At 62.6% G+C, this 21,184-nt stretch carries 22 protein-coding genes; 11 read left to right on the forward strand and 11 right to left on the reverse strand.

All coding sequences use genetic code 11. The features are described from left to right. Positions 1–6: 6 nt before the first annotated feature. The 7 genes from Q0949_RS07940 to Q0949_RS07970 all read right to left on the reverse strand — a co-directional run bounded on the left by Q0949_RS07940 (position 7) and on the right by Q0949_RS07970 (position 6,757). A complete protein-coding gene (locus Q0949_RS07940) occupies positions 7–507 on the reverse strand; it encodes a transposase (RefSeq protein WP_299370305.1) in 501 nt (166 codons plus the stop codon). Positions 508–542: 35 nt separating this feature from the next. Then, positions 543–1,322 carry a gamma-glutamyl-gamma-aminobutyrate hydrolase family protein gene (locus Q0949_RS07945; RefSeq protein WP_299370307.1) on the reverse strand — a complete coding sequence of 260 codons (780 nt, stop codon included), beginning with the start codon at positions 1,320–1,322 and terminating at the stop codon, positions 543–545. Between the two features lie 108 nt (positions 1,323–1,430). Next, positions 1,431–1,856, reverse strand: a complete 426-nt coding sequence (locus tag Q0949_RS07950; RefSeq protein WP_299370309.1) for a heme-binding protein — start codon at positions 1,854–1,856, stop codon at positions 1,431–1,433. A gap of 88 nt (positions 1,857–1,944) precedes the next feature. Continuing rightward, complete coding sequence (locus Q0949_RS07955; RefSeq protein ID WP_299370311.1) at positions 1,945–4,098, reverse strand: malate synthase G; 2,154 nt, start codon at positions 4,096–4,098, stop codon at positions 1,945–1,947. A 109-nt stretch (positions 4,099–4,207) separates the two neighbouring features. Next, positions 4,208–4,360: a DUF2256 domain-containing protein gene (locus Q0949_RS07960; protein ID WP_299370313.1), complete on the reverse strand. Its 153-nt coding sequence runs from the start codon at positions 4,358–4,360 to the stop codon at positions 4,208–4,210. Then, positions 4,360–5,859, reverse strand: coding sequence for an FAD-binding domain-containing protein (locus Q0949_RS07965; RefSeq protein WP_299370315.1), 1,500 nt, complete (start codon positions 5,857–5,859; stop codon positions 4,360–4,362). The genes Q0949_RS07960 and Q0949_RS07965 overlap by 1 nt, the downstream gene beginning before the upstream one ends. Before the next feature lie 46 nt (positions 5,860–5,905). Beyond that, positions 5,906–6,757: an SDR family NAD(P)-dependent oxidoreductase gene (locus Q0949_RS07970; protein ID WP_299370317.1), complete on the reverse strand. Its 852-nt coding sequence runs from the start codon at positions 6,755–6,757 to the stop codon at positions 5,906–5,908. A gap of 140 nt (positions 6,758–6,897) precedes the next feature. Here Q0949_RS07970 and pepN point away from each other — a divergent pair, with 140 nt between their 5' ends. The 5 genes from pepN to Q0949_RS07995 are packed head-to-tail and all read left to right on the forward strand — an operon-like array spanning position 6,898 to position 12,070. Beyond that, complete coding sequence (gene pepN, locus Q0949_RS07975; RefSeq protein WP_299370318.1) at positions 6,898–9,441, forward strand: aminopeptidase N; 2,544 nt, start codon at positions 6,898–6,900, stop codon at positions 9,439–9,441. Positions 9,442–9,447: 6 nt separating this feature from the next. Beyond that, the gene (locus tag Q0949_RS07980; RefSeq protein ID WP_299370320.1) at positions 9,448–9,969 is read left to right on the forward strand and encodes a DUF1993 family protein; all 522 of its coding nucleotides are present in this window, start codon (positions 9,448–9,450) and stop codon (positions 9,967–9,969) included. Positions 9,970–9,990: 21 nt separating this feature from the next. Next, positions 9,991–10,734: an SDR family oxidoreductase gene (locus Q0949_RS07985; protein ID WP_299370322.1), complete on the forward strand. Its 744-nt coding sequence runs from the start codon at positions 9,991–9,993 to the stop codon at positions 10,732–10,734. A 5-nt stretch (positions 10,735–10,739) separates the two neighbouring features. Next, on the forward strand, positions 10,740–11,171 hold the full coding sequence (locus tag Q0949_RS07990) for a hypothetical protein (protein ID WP_299370323.1): 432 nt from the start codon (positions 10,740–10,742) through the stop codon (positions 11,169–11,171). 8 nt (positions 11,172–11,179) lie between these two features. After that, on the forward strand, positions 11,180–12,070 hold the full coding sequence (locus tag Q0949_RS07995; protein WP_299370325.1) for an alpha/beta hydrolase: 891 nt from the start codon (positions 11,180–11,182) through the stop codon (positions 12,068–12,070). A gap of 6 nt (positions 12,071–12,076) precedes the next feature. On the opposite strand, the gene Q0949_RS08000 is transcribed toward Q0949_RS07995, so the two are convergent. Beyond that, entirely contained in the window at positions 12,077–12,757 is a 681-nt protein-coding gene (locus tag Q0949_RS08000; RefSeq protein ID WP_299370327.1) for a transglycosylase SLT domain-containing protein, read from the reverse strand. A gap of 230 nt (positions 12,758–12,987) precedes the next feature. Between Q0949_RS08000 and Q0949_RS08005 the strand changes: the two genes are divergently transcribed. Further along, positions 12,988–14,283 carry a hypothetical protein gene (locus tag Q0949_RS08005; RefSeq protein WP_299370329.1) on the forward strand — a complete coding sequence of 432 codons (1,296 nt, stop codon included), beginning with the start codon at positions 12,988–12,990 and terminating at the stop codon, positions 14,281–14,283. Here the strand turns inward: Q0949_RS08005 and Q0949_RS08010 are convergent. Further along, positions 14,280–14,768 carry a hypothetical protein gene (locus tag Q0949_RS08010; protein ID WP_299370331.1) on the reverse strand — a complete coding sequence of 163 codons (489 nt, stop codon included), beginning with the start codon at positions 14,766–14,768 and terminating at the stop codon, positions 14,280–14,282. The two genes, Q0949_RS08005 and Q0949_RS08010, sit on opposite strands and share 4 nt — an antisense overlap. A gap of 122 nt (positions 14,769–14,890) precedes the next feature. On the opposite strand from Q0949_RS08010, the gene gatB reads away from it, so the two are divergent. Further along, positions 14,891–16,402 carry an Asp-tRNA(Asn)/Glu-tRNA(Gln) amidotransferase subunit GatB gene (gatB, locus tag Q0949_RS08015; RefSeq protein ID WP_299370333.1) on the forward strand — a complete coding sequence of 504 codons (1,512 nt, stop codon included), beginning with the start codon at positions 14,891–14,893 and terminating at the stop codon, positions 16,400–16,402. A gap of 63 nt (positions 16,403–16,465) precedes the next feature. Here gatB and Q0949_RS08020 read toward each other — a convergent pair whose 3' ends face one another. Continuing rightward, positions 16,466–17,650: a class I SAM-dependent methyltransferase gene (locus tag Q0949_RS08020; RefSeq protein ID WP_299370335.1), complete on the reverse strand. Its 1,185-nt coding sequence runs from the start codon at positions 17,648–17,650 to the stop codon at positions 16,466–16,468. A gap of 81 nt (positions 17,651–17,731) precedes the next feature. Between Q0949_RS08020 and Q0949_RS08025 the strand changes: the two genes are divergently transcribed. Then, positions 17,732–18,205: a thioesterase family protein gene (locus Q0949_RS08025; RefSeq protein WP_299370337.1), complete on the forward strand. Its 474-nt coding sequence runs from the start codon at positions 17,732–17,734 to the stop codon at positions 18,203–18,205. Between the two features lie 108 nt (positions 18,206–18,313). Then, positions 18,314–18,829 (forward strand): DUF4177 domain-containing protein, encoded by a 516-nt coding sequence (locus Q0949_RS08030; RefSeq protein ID WP_299370339.1) that lies wholly within the window; start codon positions 18,314–18,316, stop codon positions 18,827–18,829. Here the strand turns inward: Q0949_RS08030 and Q0949_RS08035 are convergent. After that, complete coding sequence (locus Q0949_RS08035; RefSeq protein WP_299370341.1) at positions 18,826–19,083, reverse strand: BolA family protein; 258 nt, start codon at positions 19,081–19,083, stop codon at positions 18,826–18,828. The genes Q0949_RS08030 and Q0949_RS08035 overlap by 4 nt on opposite strands. 75 nt (positions 19,084–19,158) lie before the next feature. On the opposite strand from Q0949_RS08035, the gene Q0949_RS08040 reads away from it, so the two are divergent. Together Q0949_RS08040 and cobS are read left to right on the forward strand one after the other, a co-directional pair. Then, the gene (locus Q0949_RS08040; RefSeq protein ID WP_299370343.1) at positions 19,159–19,785 is read left to right on the forward strand and encodes a J domain-containing protein; all 627 of its coding nucleotides are present in this window, start codon (positions 19,159–19,161) and stop codon (positions 19,783–19,785) included. A 238-nt stretch (positions 19,786–20,023) separates the two neighbouring features. After that, the gene (gene cobS / locus Q0949_RS08045) at positions 20,024–21,010 is read left to right on the forward strand and encodes a cobaltochelatase subunit CobS (RefSeq protein WP_299370345.1); all 987 of its coding nucleotides are present in this window, start codon (positions 20,024–20,026) and stop codon (positions 21,008–21,010) included. The last annotated feature ends 174 nt before the right edge of the window (positions 21,011–21,184 follow it).

The raw sequence follows: 21,184 nt of genomic DNA on the forward strand, positions 1-21,184 counted from the left end.
CTGCGTTCAGGCCGGCACACCAATCTCTACCGTTCGCGCTATGCGAGGCATGGGCGCATACGTGCCGTTGCCGATCGCACGGTGAATCGAGCTGTGCGGCCAGTCCTGAGGCCGCTGGACCAGTCCCGCTTCGACGGGAGCGTGCCAGATCATGTGCCGATGCATGGCAAGATCGCCCGCGTCGCGGATCCTGTGTTCCCAGAGCGCGCGGTTCCAGATGGGACCTGACACGGACCCACCCGCCTGCGCTGAGACCAGACTGGAGACCGCCCGCTTCAACATCCGCCAACGGCTGGCGCAGTCGCTCTGACCCTCCGGCAGGGTCCAGAGCGTATGAATCGTGTCTCCAAGCACGACAATCTCATCGATCTCGAACGGATATCGTTCTCGAACCGACCGCATCGCCGCCCTCAGGCTGTGGATGTTGTCCAGAAACACCGGACTGCCCCGATGGGCCGCGCGGGCGGTGAAGAAAAACGTCGGGAGGGCGTGTGTTTTATCGGGCATGCGACGACATTGCCCGACACTTGGTTAACGCGCGATTAAGCCGTCTTGAGCATCGGGCGCGCGCGCTTGCCATCCGCCCAGTCGCGGCAGGCCGCCCCAAACGCGTCAAAGAGCGGGCGCGAGACGGGATCTGCCTGTGCATTCCACTCCGGATGCCACTGCACGGACAGGCTGAAGCCCGGCGCACCGTCGATATAGATCGCCTCGGGCGTGCCATCGGGCGCGTGGCCATCGACCACCACGCGCGGGCCCGGCGCTTTGATCCCCTGCCCGTGCAACGTGTTCGTCGGCACCGATTGCCGCCCCATCAGCCGGTGAAACACACCGTCCTTGGTAAAGGTCACATCATGACGCAGCGCGAACTTCTCCTCCAACGTGCCGTCAGGGGGCATGCGGTGGTTGTCACGGCCGGGCAAGTCGCGGATTTCCGGATAGAGCGAGCCACCCATGGCGACATTCACCTCCTGAAAGCCGCGGCAAATGCCGAGAAATGGCTGCCCGCGTTCCACGAGGGCCCGGATCAACGGCAAGGTCACGGCATCGCGTTTGCGGTCGAACGCGCCGTGCGCCGGCGTTTCCTCTTCGCCGTATTCTTCGGGGTGGACGTTCGCGCGCCCGCCGGTGAACACGAAACCCGCACAATGCTCCAGCAGGTCCGACAGATGCACCTTGTCCGGCTCCGCAGGCACCAGCAACGGCAGGCCGCCCGCGACATCCGCAACGGCGGCGATGTTGATCAGGCCCGCAGCCTGTACACAGTATTCGTCATTGATGACGTGGTGGTTGGAAATGATACCAATGATCGGGCGGGGCATATTGACCTCTCGTTTGCGCGTGAGACCCATATAGCGCCGCGCCCGATTCAAGAATAGTGCGGCCAGCGCGCAATCGACTGTGCGCAAAGCCGCAAAAGGCGTAGGTGCCTAAATTTCAGCCGTCAACGCCGCCGCTTCGATACCGGCCACGGCCGCGGCTGCATCATTGTCGGACGTGTCGCCGGTGACGCCGACCGCGCCGATCACGGCACCTTTCTTGTCCCGCATGATGACACCGCCCGGCACCGGCACGACCTGACCACCAAAGAGACCGTTCACGGCCTCCATGAAATAGGCCTGTGCCTCGGCCCGCGCCATCTGCGCCGTGCCTGCCATGCCCAGCATGACCGATCCGTAGGCCTTGCCATGTGCGATGGCGAAACGGCCTGGTGCGGCGCCATCCTCACGTTCGAACGCCTGCACGTGGCCGCCTGCGTCGAGTACCACGACGGACAGGGGTTTGAGCTCCATCTCGCGGCCCTTTTCGAGGGTTTTGCGGATGATCGTGCGCGCTTTGCGCAGTGAAATGGTCATGGCTGTGTCTCCTTGCCCGGTCGTCGGGCCTTCTGGTTTGTGGATTCTGATCTGATCGGGCGAAAGGGGGCGGCAGCCCCCTGCCCCGTCACGCTGCCTTGAATTCCAGGCGCCGCGCATGCAGCACTGGTTCTGTATAGCCTGACGGCTGCTCGCGCCCCTTCAGGACCAGATCGCAAGCTGCTTTGAAGGCCACGCCGTCAAAGCCGGGTGCCATCGGGCGGTAGCTCGGGTCGCCTTCGTTCTGGCGGTCCACCACTTCGGCCATCTTTTGCAACGCGGCGGTCACCTGCGCCTCGGACACGACGCCGTGGTGCAGCCAGTTGGCCATCGCCTGCGCGCTGATCCGGCAGGTGGCGCGATCTTCCATCAGGCCCACATCGTTGATGTCCGGCACCTTGGAACAGCCTACGCCCGCATCGATCCAGCGCACCACGTAGCCAAGGATGCCTTGCGCGTTGTTCTCCAGCTCGCGCGTGATCTCGGCATCAGAGAAATTCCGCCCCACCGCGACCGGAATGGTCAGCAGATCTTCGAGCGTGCCGCGCGCGCCGCCGTCCTTGAGCGTATCCTGACGGGCCAGCACGTCGACGTGATGGTAGTGGGTGGCATGCAGTGTCGCGGCGGTGGGCGACGGCACCCAGGCACAGGTGGCGCCGGATTGCGGGTGGCCAATCTTGGCCTCCAGCATCTCGGCCATGCGGTCCGGCATGGCCCACATGCCCTTGCCGATCTGCGCGCGCCCCTTGAGGCCGCAGGCCAGACCGATGTCCACATTGCGATCCTCATAAGCAGAGATCCAGGCCGCGCCCTTCATCTCGCCCTTGGGGATCATCGGGCCCGCTTCCATGCTCGTATGGATTTCATCGCCCGTACGGTCGAGGAAACCGGTGTTGATGAAGGCGACACGCGACTTGGCCGCACGGATGCATTCCTTGAGGTTTGCGCTCGTCCGGCGTTCCTCGTCCATGATGCCCAGCTTGACCGTGTTGGCGGGCAGACCCAGCACCTTTTCCACGCGGGTAAAGATTTCGTCGGCAAAGGCCACTTCGGCGGGCCCGTGCATCTTGGGCTTGACCACGTAGACCGACCCGGTGACCGAATTGCGCAAACCGCCCGTCTTTTGCAGGTCGTGCATGGCGATCATCGTTGTGACCATGGCATCCATCAGCCCCTCACCAATTTCGAGACCGTCGCGGTCTCGGATGGCCGGGTTGGTCATCAGGTGGCCCACATTCCGCACCAGCATCAGGCTGCGCGTTTTGACATCAAAGGGAGCGCCATCGGGGCCGGTATAGGTAAAGTCACCAAACATCCGCCGGGTGATCGTCTTGCCGCCCTTGTCAAAGCTTTCTTCGAGATCGCCCTTCATCAGGCCCAGCCAGTTGCCATAGGCCAGCAGCTTGTCCTCGGCATCCACCGCGGCCACGCTGTCCTCGCAATCCATGATGGTGGACAGGGCGGCCTCCAGGTTCACCGCCGCGATGCCTGCGGGATCGGTGCTGCCAATCTCGTTGTTGCGGTTGACCAGCACCTCGATGCCGAGGCCATTGTGGCGGAACAGGAACATGCCCCATTCCTCGGGCTCTGCGTGCCCTGCATATTGGCGGGGATCGGCCAAGGCCACATCCTTGCCGCCTGCCTTCAGAACCAACGCATCGCCATCCACAGCGAGCGTGTCGATCTCTGCCCACTTCGCACCGTCCAGCGGCACTGCCGCGTCGAGGAAATCCTTGGCCCAGGCGATCACCCGCGCGCCGCGTTCGGGGTCATACCCTTTGCCCTGCGGCAGGTCGCCCAGCGCGTCCGTACCATAGAGCGCATCATACAGGTTGCCCCAACGCGCATTCGCCGCATTGAGCGCAAAGCGCGCGTTCATGATCGGCACCACCAGTTGCGCGCCGGGGGTCGAGGCGATCTCGGGGTCGACATTGGCGGTTTCGATTTCGAAATCCGGCCCTTCGGGCACCAGATACCCGATCTCTTCGAGAAAGGCGCGATAGGCCGTGGGATCATGCGCACCCGCCCGGTGTTCTATGTGCCAGGTGTCGATCTTGGCCTGAATGTCCGCGCGTTCTGCCAACAGTGCCCGGTTCTTTGGGCCCAGATCATGCACAAGCGCCGAGAACCCGGCCCAGAAGTCTGCGGTTGCCACACCGGTGCCCGGCAGCGCCTGCGCCTCGATGAACTGCGCCAGCGTGTCCGCCACCTGCAATTCCGCCCGTTCCACAAAAGTCGCCATGCGATGCCCTCCCGGCTTGGATTCTCGTGATGACAGGAGGATTAGAGAAAAAGTTTCCTATCGTAAACATCATTGGTCAAAAAATTTTACCAAACTCGTCAGTGCCACTTCACTCAGCAGATTTTCCTGCGCGCCTGCACCGCTCTGAACAGTATTTGACCTCGTCCCAGACCTTGGCCCACTTCTTGCGCCAGGTGAACGGGCGGGCGCAGACCGGACACATTTTTTGCGGCAGGTCGGATTTTCGGCGCATACGACCCATCAGAAATCAAATCCCAGCTGGCGGTTTGCTTTGTCGGTGCGCTTTTCCCGGTCATTTACGAAATGGCCCTGCGGGTCTTTTCGGCTGGCGTGTTTCTGGATGACCCGGCCCGCTTCGGCGCGGAACGCGGTGCCGCGGCGCTGCGCCCAGATCCGTTCACGCGCGGCACGCGCCGCTTCGGCCACATCGACAATCGGTGCGGGATAGGTGCGCCCCAGCACATGCCCGGCCCCGTCCCAGCGCCATGGCTCTTGCAGAAACGTGTCGGGCACAGCGGCCAGTTCCGGGCACCAACGGCGCGTGAACACGCCCGCGGGATCCTGATCCTTGCCCTGTTTGACCGGATTGTAGATCCGGATCGTGTTCATGCCCGTCGTGCCCGATTGCATCTGCACCTGCGGCCAGTGAATGCCCGGCTCGAAATCCGTGAACTGGCGCGCCAGATGCAGACCGGTTGCCCGCCAGTCGAGCCACAGGTGATAGGACGCCACCGCCATCACCATGGACCGCATCCTGAAGTTCAGCCACCCGGTCGCATTCAGGTATCGCATGCACGCATCCACAAAGGGCAATCCGGTTTCCCCCGCCTCCCATGCGGCGCGGCGGCTGGCATCGTCGCCACGTAGCCCTTGGTAGGCGGAGTGCAGGCAGCGGTGCTCCAGCGCCGGTTCGTCCTCGAGCTTTTGCATGAAGTGATCGCGCCAGGCGAGCCGCGCCTGAAAGGATTTGAGCGACCCGCCCCAGCCAACGCGCGTCCCTTTGACCTCGTGCTGTCGGGCGGCGGCCGCTTGTGACGCCTCGCGTCCCGAGAGACAGCCAAATGCAAGATATGGCGACAGGCGCGAACAGGACCATTCCCCCGTGACAGGCGACGACATCTCGTGACGGTAGTTCCGACCCCGTTCCGTCAGAAACGACCCGAGCAACACGAGCCCCATTTCCCGACCGCCGTTCTGCCGCTGCGGGCAATGATCCGTTTCTGTCAGTGCGGGCACCGGATCCGACGGCAAGCCGGGGCCGTTCAGCTGGCCGGGCACCTCGACCTGCGGTTGTCGCAGGAACGCATTGCGCCGTGCCGCCCAGCCATCGCGCCCGTTCAACCGCCGCACGACGCCGGATTGCGACACCTCTTCCCAACAGACCCCGTTGGCGCCACACCATGCCGCAACCTGCCGGTCCCGCGCATAGGTCCAGCCGCCGCCGGTCTCCTCGTGGCTGATCACCCGGTCGAAACCTTGTGCTTTGCGCAGCGCCGCCAGCACATCGACCACCGCTCCGACCCGCACCACCAGCGGCGTGCCAAGCTGCGCCAGCGCATCGGCCAATTCGGCCACACTCTCGTGCACGAATGCAAACTGTCGCCCGGACACGTCCTCTTGCGCCCAATAATCCGGCTCGAATACATAAAGCGGCACGACGTCGCCCAGCGCCGCCGCCCGCGCAAGCGCGGCATGATCGGCCACCCGCAAATCCCGTTTGAACCATACAACAGTTGTCATGGAGCGTCAGGTAATGCGCGCCCCGCCGCAGACCAGTCGCCGCGTCTTAATCCCCGCGCGCCTGCGCCTCGTGCGCGGCATAGGCGTCCGCGAAATCCGGATGCCAACGCGACAACGCAGGCCTGCCGCCGATGATGTCGCCGGCTGCCCAGGCCACGCGCGCCTGATCCACTTCCGGTGTCACGTCATTGTCAGGACACATCACATAAAACGCGCCGCTTGCGACCTGCGCCAGCATGTAATCAACCGTTTCTTCGCTGGTCCAAGCGGCGGCAGGTTTTTCGGGCATGAAGCCTGCAATCATGCCGGTATAGGTAAAGCCGGGCACAAACAGGTGGGCCGAGATCGGCGCTCCCGCCTGACGCAAATCGTGTGCCAGCATTTCGGTCGCCGCTTTGACCGCCGCCTTGCTGACATTGTAGGCCGGATTGCCCGGCGGTGTCGTGATCCCCTGTTTGGAGCCTGTGTTGATCACCGCAGCCGGACGCCCCGCCGCAACCATGCGCGGCAGAAAGGACTGCACCCCGTTGACCACGCCAAAAAGGTTGACGTCCATGATAGCACGCCAGTTTTCTGCGCCCTCCCACGATCCCGAGGGCCGCGCGATGCCCGCGTTGTTCATCAGAACCGCGACTTCGCCCGCATCAAAGGCCGCATCGGCCAGCGCCGCTACCTGAGCGGCGTCCGACACATCCGTGGCGACAGCCAGAACCGGCGCGCCTGTGCCTGATGCCGCGATCTCTGCGCGGGCCGCGTCCAGTGCGTCACCCGCCAAATCAGCAAGGACAACGCCCAGACCGGCCTTGGCAAACCGCTGGGCCGCGACCTTGCCCACCCCGCTTGCGGCCCCGGTGACAACGGCAAGGCCGCCACGTGCAATCGCGTCTGAATAGGACATGGTGCATTCTCCTTCTTTGTTCCGTCATGGTCCGCGCCCAAGCCTTGCACGGACTGGCGCACAAGTTAACCCGCGCGCCATTGAAGTCACCCGGTCCCGGACCTAGGCTGTGCGTTGAGCCCAAGCATAAAGAGAACCCCATGCGCGACGCGAGCCCCCAGACCATTCACCTCAAGGACTATACCCCCTTCGGCTTTCGCGTCGATGAGGTGCACCTGACCTTTGACCTGGCCCCTTCGGCTACACGCGTCACGTCCCGGATCAAATTCACGCCGATTGCGGATGCGCAGGACACGACCTTCTTTCTACATGGAGAGAACCTGAACCTGATCTCGACCAGGATCGACGGCGAGGCGGTCAAGCCCAGCCTGAGCGATACCGGCCTTACCTGTGACGTGCCGAATGTGCCCTTTACCTGGGAGGCAGAGGTGCAGATTGATCCGGCGGCGAACACCGCACTCGAAGGATTGTACCTGTCCAACGGCATGTACTGCACTCAATGCGAGGCCGAAGGTTTTCGCAAGATCACCTATTACCCCGACCGCCCGGACGTGATGAGTGTCTTTACCGTGCGCATCAACGGCCCCCACGCCACCCTGCTCAGCAACGGCAACCCTGTATCTTCGGGCCAAGGCTGGGCGGAATGGCACGACCCGTGGCCGAAACCGGCCTATCTGTTCGCACTGGTGGCAGGCGAGCTGATCGCCCATCGCGACAGCTTCACCACGATGGAGGGACGCACCGTAGACCTCGCGCTCTATGTCCGTCCCGGCGACGAGGGCAAATGCGCCTTCGGGATGCAAGCGCTCAAGGACAGCATGAAATGGGACGAGGACGTCTATGGCCGGGCCTATGACCTCGATGTGTTCAACATCGTGGCGGTGGACGACTTCAACATGGGAGCGATGGAAAACAAGGGGCTGAACATCTTCAACGCCTCTGCCGTGCTCGCCTCGCCCGAAACCTCGACTGACGGCAATTTCGAGCGGATCGAGGCGATCATCGCGCACGAGTACTTCCACAACTGGACGGGCAACCGCATCACCTGCCGCGACTGGTTCCAGCTGTGTCTCAAGGAAGGGCTGACGGTGTTTCGCGACAGCCAGTTTACCGCCGACATGCGGTCTGCACCGGTCAAGCGGATTTCGGACGTGATCGACCTGCGCGCGCGCCAGTTCCCCGAGGATCAAGGCCCCCTGGCGCATCCCGTCCGGCCCGAAAGCTTTCAGGAAATCAACAACTTCTATACCGCGACCGTCTATGAGAAAGGGGCCGAGGTGATCCGCATGCTCAAGACGCTTGTGGGCGATGACGGGTACAAAGCCGCGCTCGACCTCTACTTTGACCGCCACGACGGGGATGCGGCCACGATCGAGGATTGGCTGACCGTGTTCGAGGACGCAACAGGCCGCGATCTGACCCAGTTCAAGCGGTGGTACAGTCAGGCGGGCACCCCCCGCGTGGCCGTTTCGGACAGTTTCGAGGATGGCACCTATACCCTGTCCTTTGCACAGCACACGCCGCCGTCGACCGCGACACCCGATCCGCAGGCGCAGGTGATCCCGATTGCCGTGGGCCTGCTGGGCCCCGACGGGCAGGAGGTGATGCCGACGCAGGTGCTTGAACTGACCAAGGACACCCAGAGCTTCAGCTTTGCCGGCCTGTCCGCGCGGCCCGTGCCGTCGATACTGCGCGGGTTTTCCGCGCCTGTGGTGCTGGATCACACCCCCGATCACGCGTTTCTGCTGGCCCATGACACCGACCCGTTCAACCGTTGGGAGGCCGCCCGCAACCTTGGCAAGGCGTCGCTGCTGGCTGCCATCGGTCAGGGCAAGACACCTGAGGCCGCGTGGCTTGACGGGGTCGCGGGCATCCTGACCGATCCCGCATTGGATCCCGCCTACCGGGCCTATTGCCTGTCGCTGCCGGGTCAATCGCAGCTGGCGGCCGATCTGCACAGCGCGGGCGGAACGCCGGATCCGGACGCGATCTGGGTCGCGCACGAGGCGCACCGGCAGGCGCTGGCAGACCGCATGGCCGCCGATCTGCCCGCACTGTACGCAAGCCATCAGGTGGACGGGCCTTATGCACCCGATGCCGGACAGTCCGGGTACCGCGCCCTTGGCAACGCGGTGCTGGCGATGCTGACGCGGCTTGATGGCGGCGATCAGGCGCAGGCGCAGTTCGACAGTGCCAGCAACATGACCCAGCAGCTCGCGGCCCTCGGCTGCCTGATCCGTGCGGGGCGCGGGGACGCGGCACTGGCACGGTTCGAAGCCCAGTGGAAAGACGACAGGCTCGTGATGGACAAGTGGTTTGGCCTTCAAGTGATGGAGGCCAAGCCGGACGACGCCGCCGACACGGCCAAGGCGCTGACACGACACGCGGCCTTCAACTGGAAAAACCCCAACCGGTTCCGGGCGACACTGGGCAGCTTTGCAGCCCACCACGCCGGTTTCCACGCCAAGGACGGGTCAGGATACAGCCTGCTCGCGGACTGGCTGATCAAGCTTGACCCGGTCAATCCTCAGACAACAGCGCGCATGTGTGCGGCGTTCCAGACCTGGCGCAGATATGACGCGATCCGTCAGTCGATGATCGGCAAGGAACTGGAGCGTATCGCCTCCACGCCCGACCTGAGCCGCGACACCACCGAAATGATCACCCGCATCCGCGAGGCCTGAGCGCCCATGGCACCCGCTGACCTCACCCTGTTCGATGCCGTTGTGCCCCCGTTCAAACGGTTGGCGCAGACTGTGCCGCGGCTGCTGGACCGGCTGGACGATCCCGCGCAACTTGAGGCGCGCCTTGCGCCCGACTGCCTGAATGCGGGCGAACATCTGTGTATCGCGCTCGGCTTTGTCGTGCGCACGGTGATGCCCCTGATGGGAGACGTGGCACCGGATATGCCGATTGACACCGATCCCGGTGCGATCCTCGCGCTGTCGCAGGACATGGCCTATCTGCTCGACCAGCTGGACCCGGAAGCCTTTGACGCGGATCACGTCCGCCATATCGCGGGTGAGGCCGAGCTGACACAGACGGCGCAGGACTTTGCCCTGCTCTATGCCCTGCCAAATGCACAGTTTCACCTGACGCTTGCTTATGCCAGCCTGCGCATGGCCGGTGCGCGGCTTGGCAAGGGCGACCTTGACGGGTTCCACGTCTATGCCGCCGAGACAAATTTCGTGCAAAAACACCACCTGAACTGACCCAGACTGAAAGGTTACCACATGAGCACTCGTCCTGTTTGCCTGATCACCGGTGCATCCGCCGGAATCGGCGCGGCCTGCGTCCGCCTTGCGGCGGGGGACTATGATTTCGTCCTAACCTACCGCTCAGACGCGGCCGGGGCCGATGCGGCCAAGGCGGCGGTCGAGGCCGCAGGCGGCCGCGCAGTGACCGTGCGAGCCGACGTGGCCGATCCGGAAGACATCGCGCGCATCTACAAGACCGTCGACGACAGCTTTGGCAGGCTCGACGTGCTGATCAACAACGCGGGCATCGTGGATCAGACCGCCAAGCTGACCGAGATGGACCATTCGCGGCTGACCCGCATGATGAATGTCAATGTCATCGGCGCGATGCTCGTGGCGAAGGACGCGGTGCTGCGGATGCAGGCCCAGGGCAATGGCGGCGCGATCATCAACATCTCGTCCGCTGCGGCCCGGCTTGGATCGGGCAACCAGTACATTGACTATGCCGCGTCCAAGGCGGCCATCGACACCTTTACCAAGGGGCTGTCGGACGAGGTCGCGGGCGACAACATCCGCGTCATGTCCATTCGGCCCGGCCTGATCGACACCGAACTGCACGCCAAGGGTGGCGAGCCGGGGCGGGCACAGCGGCTGGCGCATATGGTCCCGATGAAGCGCGAAGGCTCCGCCGAAGAGGTCGCGCGCGCGATCCTGTGGCTCGCCTCGCCAGAGGCGAGCTATGTGACCGGGTCGACCCTTGATGTGACAGGTGGACGGTAGGCGGGGTGGCACCCTACCGGTTCGAGACCACAGGCCGCAATCGCGGCACGCTCATCGCCTTGGGCTTGGCGTGGGCGGCAATCCTAGCCGCCGTCGTCTTCCTCGACGCAGCCCTCTGGCTGATGGCGCTCTTTGCACTATGCACCGCCCCGGCGGTATATGATGTGCTGGTCGCGCGACGATCGGGCGTGGCGCTCGACGCCGCTGGACTGCACTGGTTCGCAGGCAAGCGGACGGGCGAGATCACATGGGAGAGGATCAGTCACATGCGGCTCGACACACGGCTTGATTTTTCCGTGCGGGCCAGCGCGGTGCTCACTTCGGGGCGCAAGGTGCGCCTGCCGCTGGAAAGCACTCCGCCCCCCGACACGTTCGAAGCAGCACTGACCGAGCGGGGCATCACGGTCAAGCGGCACCATTTTTCATTGCTGGGATAGCCCGCTCCGTGCGTTTTGTTTACTTGATCCTGCTCGCTTTGCTAAGCGCCTGTACACCCCGACACAGCGCCGAAAGCCCACTGTTTTTCGATCACGCGGCAGCGTTACGGGCGGACACGATCATCGTGGCGACACCCGGCGCTCTGACCTCGATCTCGGTCATGCGGGATCTCGAAAGGTTTGCAACGCCGGACCGCGCCCTTGTCTACTACCGCCTGCCGGGCCTTGACGGTCGCCCGCAAAGCGATCCGTTCAACATCCATGCCGCCGCCGACAGCATCGTACGTTTTGTCCAACACTATGACTTCGACACAGTGTTGTATGTGGGGTTCTCCACCGGGAACGCCATCAACCTCGAGGCGGCCAAACGCCTCGCGACAGAGCGCCAGGACATCACGCAAGCCGTTGCCGGGATCTCGACCGCCCTGCCCGCGCCACAGCCTATTCTGGCCGGTGTCCGCGGGTTTGCGGGCAATGTAAGTGCCGCGACCCGTGTGGACAGGCTCAGCCGTCGTGATATCTGGCTGGAATACTACAAGACGTTGTTGTTCGGCGGGCCTCGCGATCAACCCGAACCGGTGCGTAAAAGCGCCCAGACCATCGCCGATGCGAACGCGCCACGCATTGAAGTGCCGGATGCGGAGATCGCCGGGCGGCACGGCACCGCTTTGCTTGGATGGCGCAACGCGGGCGCGGACCGGTTGGGGGATGTTGACATCGGCCTCTTTCACGGCGCCCGGGACCCGGTTTTCCCCCTGCGTGCCGTGCTGCGCTTTGCCGAAGGGTTGCCGAAGCCTGCCACGGTGGTTTCCTATGACAACAACGGGCATTTGCTGATGATCACACAGCCGCGCCTTTTCGATCACGTCTTTGCCTATTTTGCGGATGTTGCCGAATAGGATGGGCTATTGCCCCGGTGGTAAGCTCCATGCGGGCCGGAGCGCAGGGCGCGTGGCGTCCAGCGGTTGGCAATAGGGCCTCGACTTCAGCCATCCCGCCATATCCGCGCGCTTTGCAGCGGACCGCATCGGCCCCCAATCTGCGGCCACGCCGCGGCCGCCCCGGCCATAGATAACACCGTCCCGCGGCACCGTAACCGCCATGATCCGCACAGCGCAGCTGAGATTTGCGGCGCCATTCTTGAGCGCCTCGCCTGTGCCAACATTGCATTTGTAGCCACGCGCCGTGGCGGGCAAGATCTGCAACAATCCGTACCATTTGCCACCACCGCCCACGGCGTGCGGGCGATACGTGCTTTCGTGCTTGGCCAATGCAGACAGAAAACCGACCCAGAAGGCGCGCCGGTCAGCGTCGTCCGCATCGGCGTAGCGCGGGCACCAATCGGCTATATCCGCAGGCACCAGATCCACCAAGGGTGCACCGTGGGTCTTGAGAGCCGACACAGCCGTCCGGTTCCACAGAACGTGCTCAGGCTGATGCGTCCAACGCGAATGCGGGACATTTCCGTCGCGTGCCGGGGGACGCAGACCGCCATAAGGCGCGCTGACATCTTGCGCAGTGGATGGCACCGCGCAGCCGATCAGCAGAATCATCGCGCAGGCCTGAATTTTCAGGCGTTCGAACATGAGGCGCACTATGGCCGGGGCCGATTGCCGCTGTCCACCCACGCGCCAGGCACCGCCCGGTTTTGCCGCCGATGGGAAACAATATTCGGGCTTTGCGTGTATTATCGTAACCAGCGCGGGAAATCGCAAAATATCTCCGCTGCAATAGCGTGATCATGTCCCGCCCTTGCCCTGATTGTGACCCATTTCACGGTCACATTAGGGCCTGTAAACGGTGACGGATTTTGATGATGGCTTTTGCAGAACGCTTGTTGGCGCCTTTGGCGACCCTAAGAGAAACCTTCAAGGCAAATCGACTGGATCTTGCGCATGATGGCGTTCTGCAGACGGCCCCGCCGTCCCGCGTTACACCACGGCAGGTCGCGTCAGCGCTGGAAAATGCGCTGACCATCCCCTGCCCTGACCCCACCGCCGAAGAACGGGCCCGTGATGCACATCAGGCGCATGGTCTCAAACTGGCCCGCGTGGAGGCGTGGGACATCCTTATCGACGAAATCCAGGAAGCGGACCTGGCCCGCACCAAGACGCCGGGCGGCATGCCGGTGGCCGAATTGCTGGCCTACGGTGCGCGGGCCGATGTGGTCAGCGCGGCGGAACACGCCCTTTTGACAGGTCGTCCGGACAAGGACGCGCCGCTTTTGGCGGGGATCGAAGCGCTGGAACAGGTGCTGGCCGATTACGGAAACCCACCGGTCCTTGCCGCGATCGTGGCCATGGCTCATATCGACATCGGCTGGGCCTGGCGCGGGACTGGATGGGACATCGAAGTACCAGAACGCAACCGCGAAGCTTTCGCCGCGCATTTTGACCGGGCCGCCGATATCCTTACGGATCACGCGGACGGCACAGAACATTCGCCACTGCTCGCGGCGACCGTCTGTGCGCTGTCTGCGGGACGGGGCGGCCCGGTGCGGCAGTTGGTCCGGGAATTCGAGCACTGGATAGATCTCGACCCGCGCAATCCGCGCGCCTACCGGACTTTTGGCGCGCAGCTGTTGCCACGGTGGCATGGTGACTACGACCGGCTCGAGCTTGAAGCGCGCCGTGCGGCCGGCCGGACACACGACATCTGGGGTGCGGGTGCCTATGCGTGGGTCATGTTCGACGCCATTTCCAGCGACCCGAACGCGTGTGCTCGGCTCGATCTCGATTTCTTCCTCGATGGGTTGGCCGACATCCTCCGCAACGCACAGGACCAGCACACCGTGAACTTGATCGCCGCCTACTGCGCCAACACGATGGGCGCCACACAGACGGGCGACGACGAAACCGATTATATTCGCACTCAGATCGCCGATGCAGCCGCTTGGGTCGTCCGCGAGTACCTGACCGAACTGCATCCGATGCTCTGGGCACATGCTGCACGCGGGTTCGACAATGCACTGCGCGTGCGGTGCCCGGACCGGTTTGCCGCGTCCGGCTATGCGGATGCGCTGCGGTACCTGACGGATCTTTTCCGCCGCGAACTGGCCTCGGGCAAACGCGTCGTGTTCACCGAGAACGGTGCCGAAACACGCGCCGCCTAAACCTTCTCCACCCGCCGGACGGCCCCGACCAACAGCGCCCGAGAATAGAACTTGTGAGCGCTCAACAGACTGTGAAACACCGGGCCAAGGGTCAATTCGCCACGCCGCCCCTTTACAGGCACGACAACCGACCCAAATCGCAGTTGCTGCCCGTCGGTCTGCAACCACGACAACGTGCGACCACTCCGATCCTTCATCAAGATCTCGGTCGGCCTGCGGGCGGCTACGGTCCAAACGGCAAACTCAGCCTGACTTCCTGCTGCCAGCGCCCGCACATCCGCATCCGTTGACGGGCTGCGCGCCAGCACCCGCAACACGAACCGTTCTGCGCGAAACAAGGGCTGGGTGTAAAACGCGCAGATCAGCTGTTCGAGGGTTACGGCAGTATTAATTTCGGCCTCGAAACAGTCAGTATAGTAGCCGTCCCGTTGCGCGTATTCCGCGATCAAGCTGTCCGGCGGCGGTGGTGCGTCAAGAATGTCCATGTTTGCACAGTGACACAGCCCGCTGGCTGTCGCACACGTACCAATCGTCGCGGCCCTCTTGCAGCGCCCCATGGCCTGATCTATTCCGATCCAAAGCGCAAAAACCAAGCGGGACACGACCGATGCTGGACCTGACCTACGACGCCCCCAAGATCAAGACCATCGCAGGGGCCAAACACGACTGGGAACTCGTAATCGGGATGGAAGTTCACGCCCAGGTCAGTTCAAACGCCAAACTGTTTTCCGGTGCCTCGACGCAATTCGGAAATGAACCCAATGCCAACGTTGCCTTTGTGGACGCGGCGATGCCGGGCATGTTGCCGGTGATCAATGAATATTGCGTGGAACAGGCCGTGCGCACGGGCTTGGGCCTCAAGGCCGAAATCAACCTGCGCTCTGCCTTTGACCGCAAGAACTACTTTTATCCCGACCTGCCGCAAGGCTACCAGATTTCTCAACTTTACCACCCCATTGTCGGCGAAGGTGAAGTGCTGGTCGAGCTCGGCGACGGCACTGCGCGACTTGTGCGCATCGAACGCATCCACATGGAACAGGACGCAGGAAAATCGATCCACGACATGGATCCCAACATGTCCTTTGTCGATCTCAACCGCACAGGCGTCTGCCTGATGGAGATCGTGTCCCGCCCCGACATCCGTGGCCCCGAAGAGGCCGCCGCCTATATCGCAAAATTGCGCCAGATCCTGCGCTATCTCGGCACGTGCGATGGCAACATGCAAAACGGCAATCTGCGCGCCGACGTCAACGTGTCGATCTGTCGGCCAGGTGACTACGAACGCTATCAGGAAACACAGGATTTCTCCCATCTGGGCACGCGCTGCGAAATCAAGAACATGAACTCGATGCGCTTTATCCAGCAGGCCATCGACGTCGAGGCACGCCGCCAGATCGCCATCGTCGAAGGTGGCGGCACCGTGGATCAGGAAACCCGCCTCTATGATCCGGACAAGGGCGAAACCCGCTCCATGCGCAGCAAGGAAGAGGCGCACGACTACCGCTACTTCCCCGATCCCGACCTGCTGCCTCTGGAAATCGAACAGGCCTGGGTCGACGACATCGCGGCCTCCCTGCCCGAACTCCCCGACGCGAAAAAGGCGCGCTTCATCGCGGATTTCAGTCTGACCGACTATGACGCGTCGGTTCTGACCGCGGATGTCGACACGGCCGCCTATTTCGAGGCGGTGGCGCAGGGGCGTGATGGCAAACAGGCGGCAAACTGGGTGATCAACGAACTCTTCGGCCGTCTGAAAAAGGACGACACCGACATCACCCAAAGCCCGGTGTCCCCGGCCCAACTGGGCGGTATCGTCGATCTGATCGCCAAGGGCGATATCTCGGGCAAGATCGCCAAGGACCTGTTTGAAATCATCTATTCCGAAGGGGGCGATCCGGCCGAGGTGGTCGAGGCGCGTGGGATGAAACAGGTCACCGACACCGGCGCAATCGAAGCAGCGGTTGACGAAATCATCGCCGCCAACCCCGCGCAGGTCGAAAAAGCCAAGGCAAACCCGAAACTTGCAGGATGGTTCGTGGGTCAGGTGATGAAAGCCACCGGCGGCAAGGCCAACCCCAAAGCCGTCAACGAAATCGTCGCGCAAAAACTGAACGGCTAGGTGCATCCGGACGGGACGGTGGGTGGGGCGTCTTTGCCGCAGGCAAAGAGCGTCCGCCCGACGTCACAGATGAATACGCGAATAGTGCATCATGCCGGCCTCACAGAGCGCCGCCTCGACGTCGCCCCAGACTGACTCAAACCCATCCAACCCGGCCCCGATTTGTGCCAGAGTCGCCCGGCCGTCCACACGCCGCAACGCCGCCGCCGCGGCCGTCGGCACATCAAAAGAAAATGACGCACCGGCCGTATCGATGGTGATCTGCCCGGTATTGGCCACATGATCCGCCAATGCCTCCGCATCCACCCCCCGCAGATGCGGCACCGCCTCTGCCCGTCCCATCGGCGGTGCGACCACACGCCCGGCCTTGCGCGCATAGACAACATGCGTCTTGAACGTGCCGCGCAGATCCTCGGCCAATTGCATCCGCGCCAAGGCGTCCAGCCCGTCACATGGCCCCGTCATGGCCTCCGGATCGTATAACATCGGCTCCGGTACGCCTGCCAATTGCAACCCGGCCCGCTCCAACGCCATGCACAGCTCCGTCATGGTAAAGGGCCGGTCCTGACTGTGCAGAAGCAAATCGTAAAACCCGGCATCACCCTGTTCATGATCCACTAGCCGAAGATTGCGCTTGAACGGATGTGCCTCCGGCAAGGCTCGAAAGATGGCCCTGGCCCGCTTCAACCGTTGCCGCGGTGCAAGGCCTTCCAGAAGGGTCCCGAACGCTTCCTGCAACGGATATACGCCGGATCTGCCATGGGGTGCATAGACCATCAGCCCGATGCCGCCCGCCGGTGCCAACGCCGCCGCCAATGCGTCAAACCCGGACTGCGGGTCCGGCAGGTGGTGCAGAACGCCGCAACAATCGATGTAGTCAAAGCTCCCGTACGCCGCCGCATCCAGCAAGGACCCCGTGACAAAGGTGATCCCGTCCAGCTTGCGCACCTGTGCCCGCTTCTCCGCGATCCGGCGCGACGCCTCGGACAGATCCAGATAGGTGATCTCATAAGGTCGCCCTGCATCCGTCAGCAGTTGCGCCAACTGGATCAACGCATCCCCCGTGCCCCCGCCCGCTACCAGAACCCGCAAGGGTTGCGACCAGTCCCGCGCGCCACCCCACAGCCAGTGGTCCATTTCAACCGGCAAAGACGGAGAGCCGGTCACCAACCGCTTGCGCTCATCAGTCGGTTTACGTTCGGGATAGGGATAGGCCTCGTATTGTGCCCGTACATCCGCATTGCTCATGACCCGCACAGCACTCCTTCGGTTCTTCCTTTGATCCCTGCTCTGCCCTAACTTGACGCGAACCGCAAACCGGAGCTGCCCATGACTGCCCCTTTCCGCTCGTCCGTGATGACCGTCAAACCGGAATGGATCGATTATAACGGCCATCTGAATATGGCCTACTACAATGTCCTTTTCGACGAGGCCGCGGATCAGGTCTATCCTCAGCTTGGCTTTGGTCCGGACTACCACGCGGCCACCGGAAACACGACCTATACGGCTGAATTCCACCTGACTTACGTGCGCGAGTTGCACGTCAACGATCCGGTCACCGTCACGTTCCAACTCATCGATTTCGACCGGAAACGCTTTCATTCCTATCAGGAGATCCGGCATCAGGACGGATGGCTCGCCGCCTGCGGCGAGGCGATGACGCTGCATGTCGATCAATCCGGCCCCCGCGTGGCGCCTATGCCGGATGACGTGTTTGCGCGCGTCGAAGCCATGGGACGCGCACACGCGGACCTGCCGCGCCCGGACCGTGTTGGCGCCAGCATCGGGATCCGGAGAAGGTGAAGATGGCGCAAGGGAAGGCGCAGCTTGCTCAGCTCTGCGCATTCTACGCCCTTTTCACTCTGCACCCCGCGGGATATACGCCAGCGCAATTCAACGAACAGGTGACGCATGCCAGGCTGGGAATACAAAGTCGTACCCGCACCCACCAAAGGGGTCAAAGCACCCGGCGTAAAAGGCCCCGAGGCCCGTTTCGCAAACGCGCTCGAAACGCTGATGAACGAGATGGGCAGCGTCGGATGGGAATATCAGCGCGCGGAAACACTGCCGTCAGTCGAACGGTCCGGCCTGACCGGCAGCACCACGGAATGGCGCAATATTCTGGTGTTCCGCCGTGCAACGTCAGACCCGATCGACGATTTCGAACCGGAATTGCTGCCCGCACCCGCCCCGGACGCCGCGCCGGAACCGCCAGAGACCACCGCACCGGATGCACCGGAAACCACCGACGAAAGCCCGCGTGAAACTGAGGCAGAGGACACTGAATTTGTACCCGGCAAAGGCGCTACCGAGATGCAGCCCGACAATGGCGTTGAGGAAACAAGCGAGGTGGCAGGCATGACCACATCGCTCAAAAGCCTCGCATCCCAGCGCAGCGGCAAGCCGGACGCAAAAAACAGCGACTAGACGTCGAGATCAAGTGCCAGCGCATGGATGCGCCCGATCAGCTCCGGCCCCAAGGCCGCATGCACGGCCCTGTGTCGCGCGACCCGGGATTTCCCTGACAAATCAGAGCTGCGCAACAGGACGTTAAAGTGGCTCTCTCCTCCAGCCGGCGCCCCGGAATGGCCTGCATGGCTGGCGCTATCGTCCTCGACGACCAATTCGCGCGGTGCAAACGCAGCACGCAGCTTTTCTTCTATTTCTTGCCGAACGGACATTTTTTTCACGAGACCCCTTCAATCCTGATCCTACAAGTTTAAACTCTGTGCCTCGAGTCGGAAAGGACCCCCGTGATGCGCAAATCTGATCCCTTTGGTTTCGACATGTCCGTCTCTTCGGCGAAAAAGAAGAATCCGCGCGGCCGCAGGGGCATGTCCGGCGCGTCCGAGACGTCAACCCGCGTCTGTGATCACGAGGGATGCGAAGAAGCGGGAAAATTCCGCGCACCCAAAGCGCCCGACGTGCTTGATGATTTCTTCTGGTTCTGCCAGCAGCACGTGCGCGAATACAATCTCAAGTGGAATTTCTTCGACGGCACAACCGAAGCGGAGATCAACGCACAGCAATCCAAGGACAAGGTGTGGGAGCGCGCAACCAAACCCATGACCGACCCCGAGGCACGCGCCTGGGCGCGGCTGGGCATCGAAGACCCGCACCAAGTTCTGGGTAAGAACGCGACGCAGAATCCGGGCCGTGGCGGCAATGCGTCCTCGCGCCGTCTGCCGCCCACCGAAAAACGTGCCATCGAAATCCTTGACGCCAAGGCGGATGCGACAAAGGCAGAGGTGCGCAAGGCCTACAAGGCGTTGATCAAGGTGCTGCACCCCGACATGAACGGCGGCGATCGCAGCCAGGAAGAACAGCTGCAAGAGGTCGTCTGGGCCTGGGACCAGATCAAGGACAGTCGCAACTTCAAATAGTTAGCGCATAGGAACCGCGGAAACGGCACGGCCTTCGGGGCGCCTGCGAAAACTGGACTGGAGAATTTCTGATTTGGCATCATGCGCCCAAGCTGCGCATTTTGCTGAATTTTCCGCGCGCTATTTTGCATTTCCGACGCGTTGCGTCGCCCCTTCCCCTTGTCCTTGATCGTGTTATGTTGCACCACGATCCGCGCGCCAATTCGGCGCGCTTACTGCTTTTGAAGGGACGGGCGACATGGCCGACGGCGCGATGGATATCAACGCAAAACCCAGCGAAGAGATTTCGGTGCGCGAAGTCTTTGGCATCGATACGGATATGGTTGTCAAAGGGTTTGCCGAGACCGCCGACCGCGTGCCGGACATCGACAGCACCTACAAGTTCGATCCTGACACTACCCTCGCCATTCTGGCGGGCTTCAACCACAACCGCCGCGTGATGATCCAGGGCTATCACGGGACGGGCAAGTCGACCCACATCGAACAGGTCGCCGCCCGCCTGAACTGGCCTGCAGTCCGCGTCAACCTCGACAGCCACATCAGCCGGATCGACCTGATCGGCAAGGACGCGATCAAGCTGAAGGATGGCAAGCAAGTCACTGATTTCCAAGAGGGTATCCTGCCCTGGGCCTTGCGCAACCCCACGGCCATCGTGTTCGACGAATACGATGCAGGACGCGCCGACGTGATGTTTGTGATCCAGCGTGTGCTGGAAGTTGACGGCAAGCTGACGCTGCTGGACCAGAACCAGGTGATCGAACCGCACCCTTATTTCCGCATCTTCGCGACCGCGAACACGGTCGGTTTGGGCGACACCACGGGCCTCTATCACGGCACCCAACAGATCAACCAAGGCCAGATGGACCGCTGGAGCCTCGTGGCGACGCTGAACTATCTGTCGATCGATGCCGAGACAGCCATCGTGCTGTCCAAGAACCCGCATTACAACACCGCCGAGGGCCGCAAGACCGTCAAACAGATGGTGACCGTAGCCGACCTGACGCGTACGGCCTTTATGAATGGCGACCTCAGCACCGTGATGTCGCCCCGGACGGTCATCGCTTGGGCCCAAAACGCCGAGATTTTCCGCAATGTGGGCTATGCGTTCCGGTTGTCGTTCCTGAACAAATGCGACGAGCTTGAGCGGCAGACAGTTGCCGAGTTCTACCAGCGTCTGTTCGACGAGGAACTGCCGGAGAGTGCGGCGAGTGTGAGCTTGGGGTGAGACCATCTCTCTGCGATATGATCTACTCTGCGCTAATCGGCGGTTCACTGACGGCTATGACGGTAGTGTCAGCTTCGGCGGAGCAAAGATTTGGTTACCCGCACGACGGCACTTTACAGCAACAATCGGCATTTTGCGTGACTGTGCGTCAAGCCAATGCGCTGGCCATGGATG

The organism is uncultured Tateyamaria sp., from assembly GCF_947487805.1.
In the GTDB taxonomy this organism is placed as follows: Bacteria; Pseudomonadota; Alphaproteobacteria; order Rhodobacterales; family Rhodobacteraceae; genus Tateyamaria.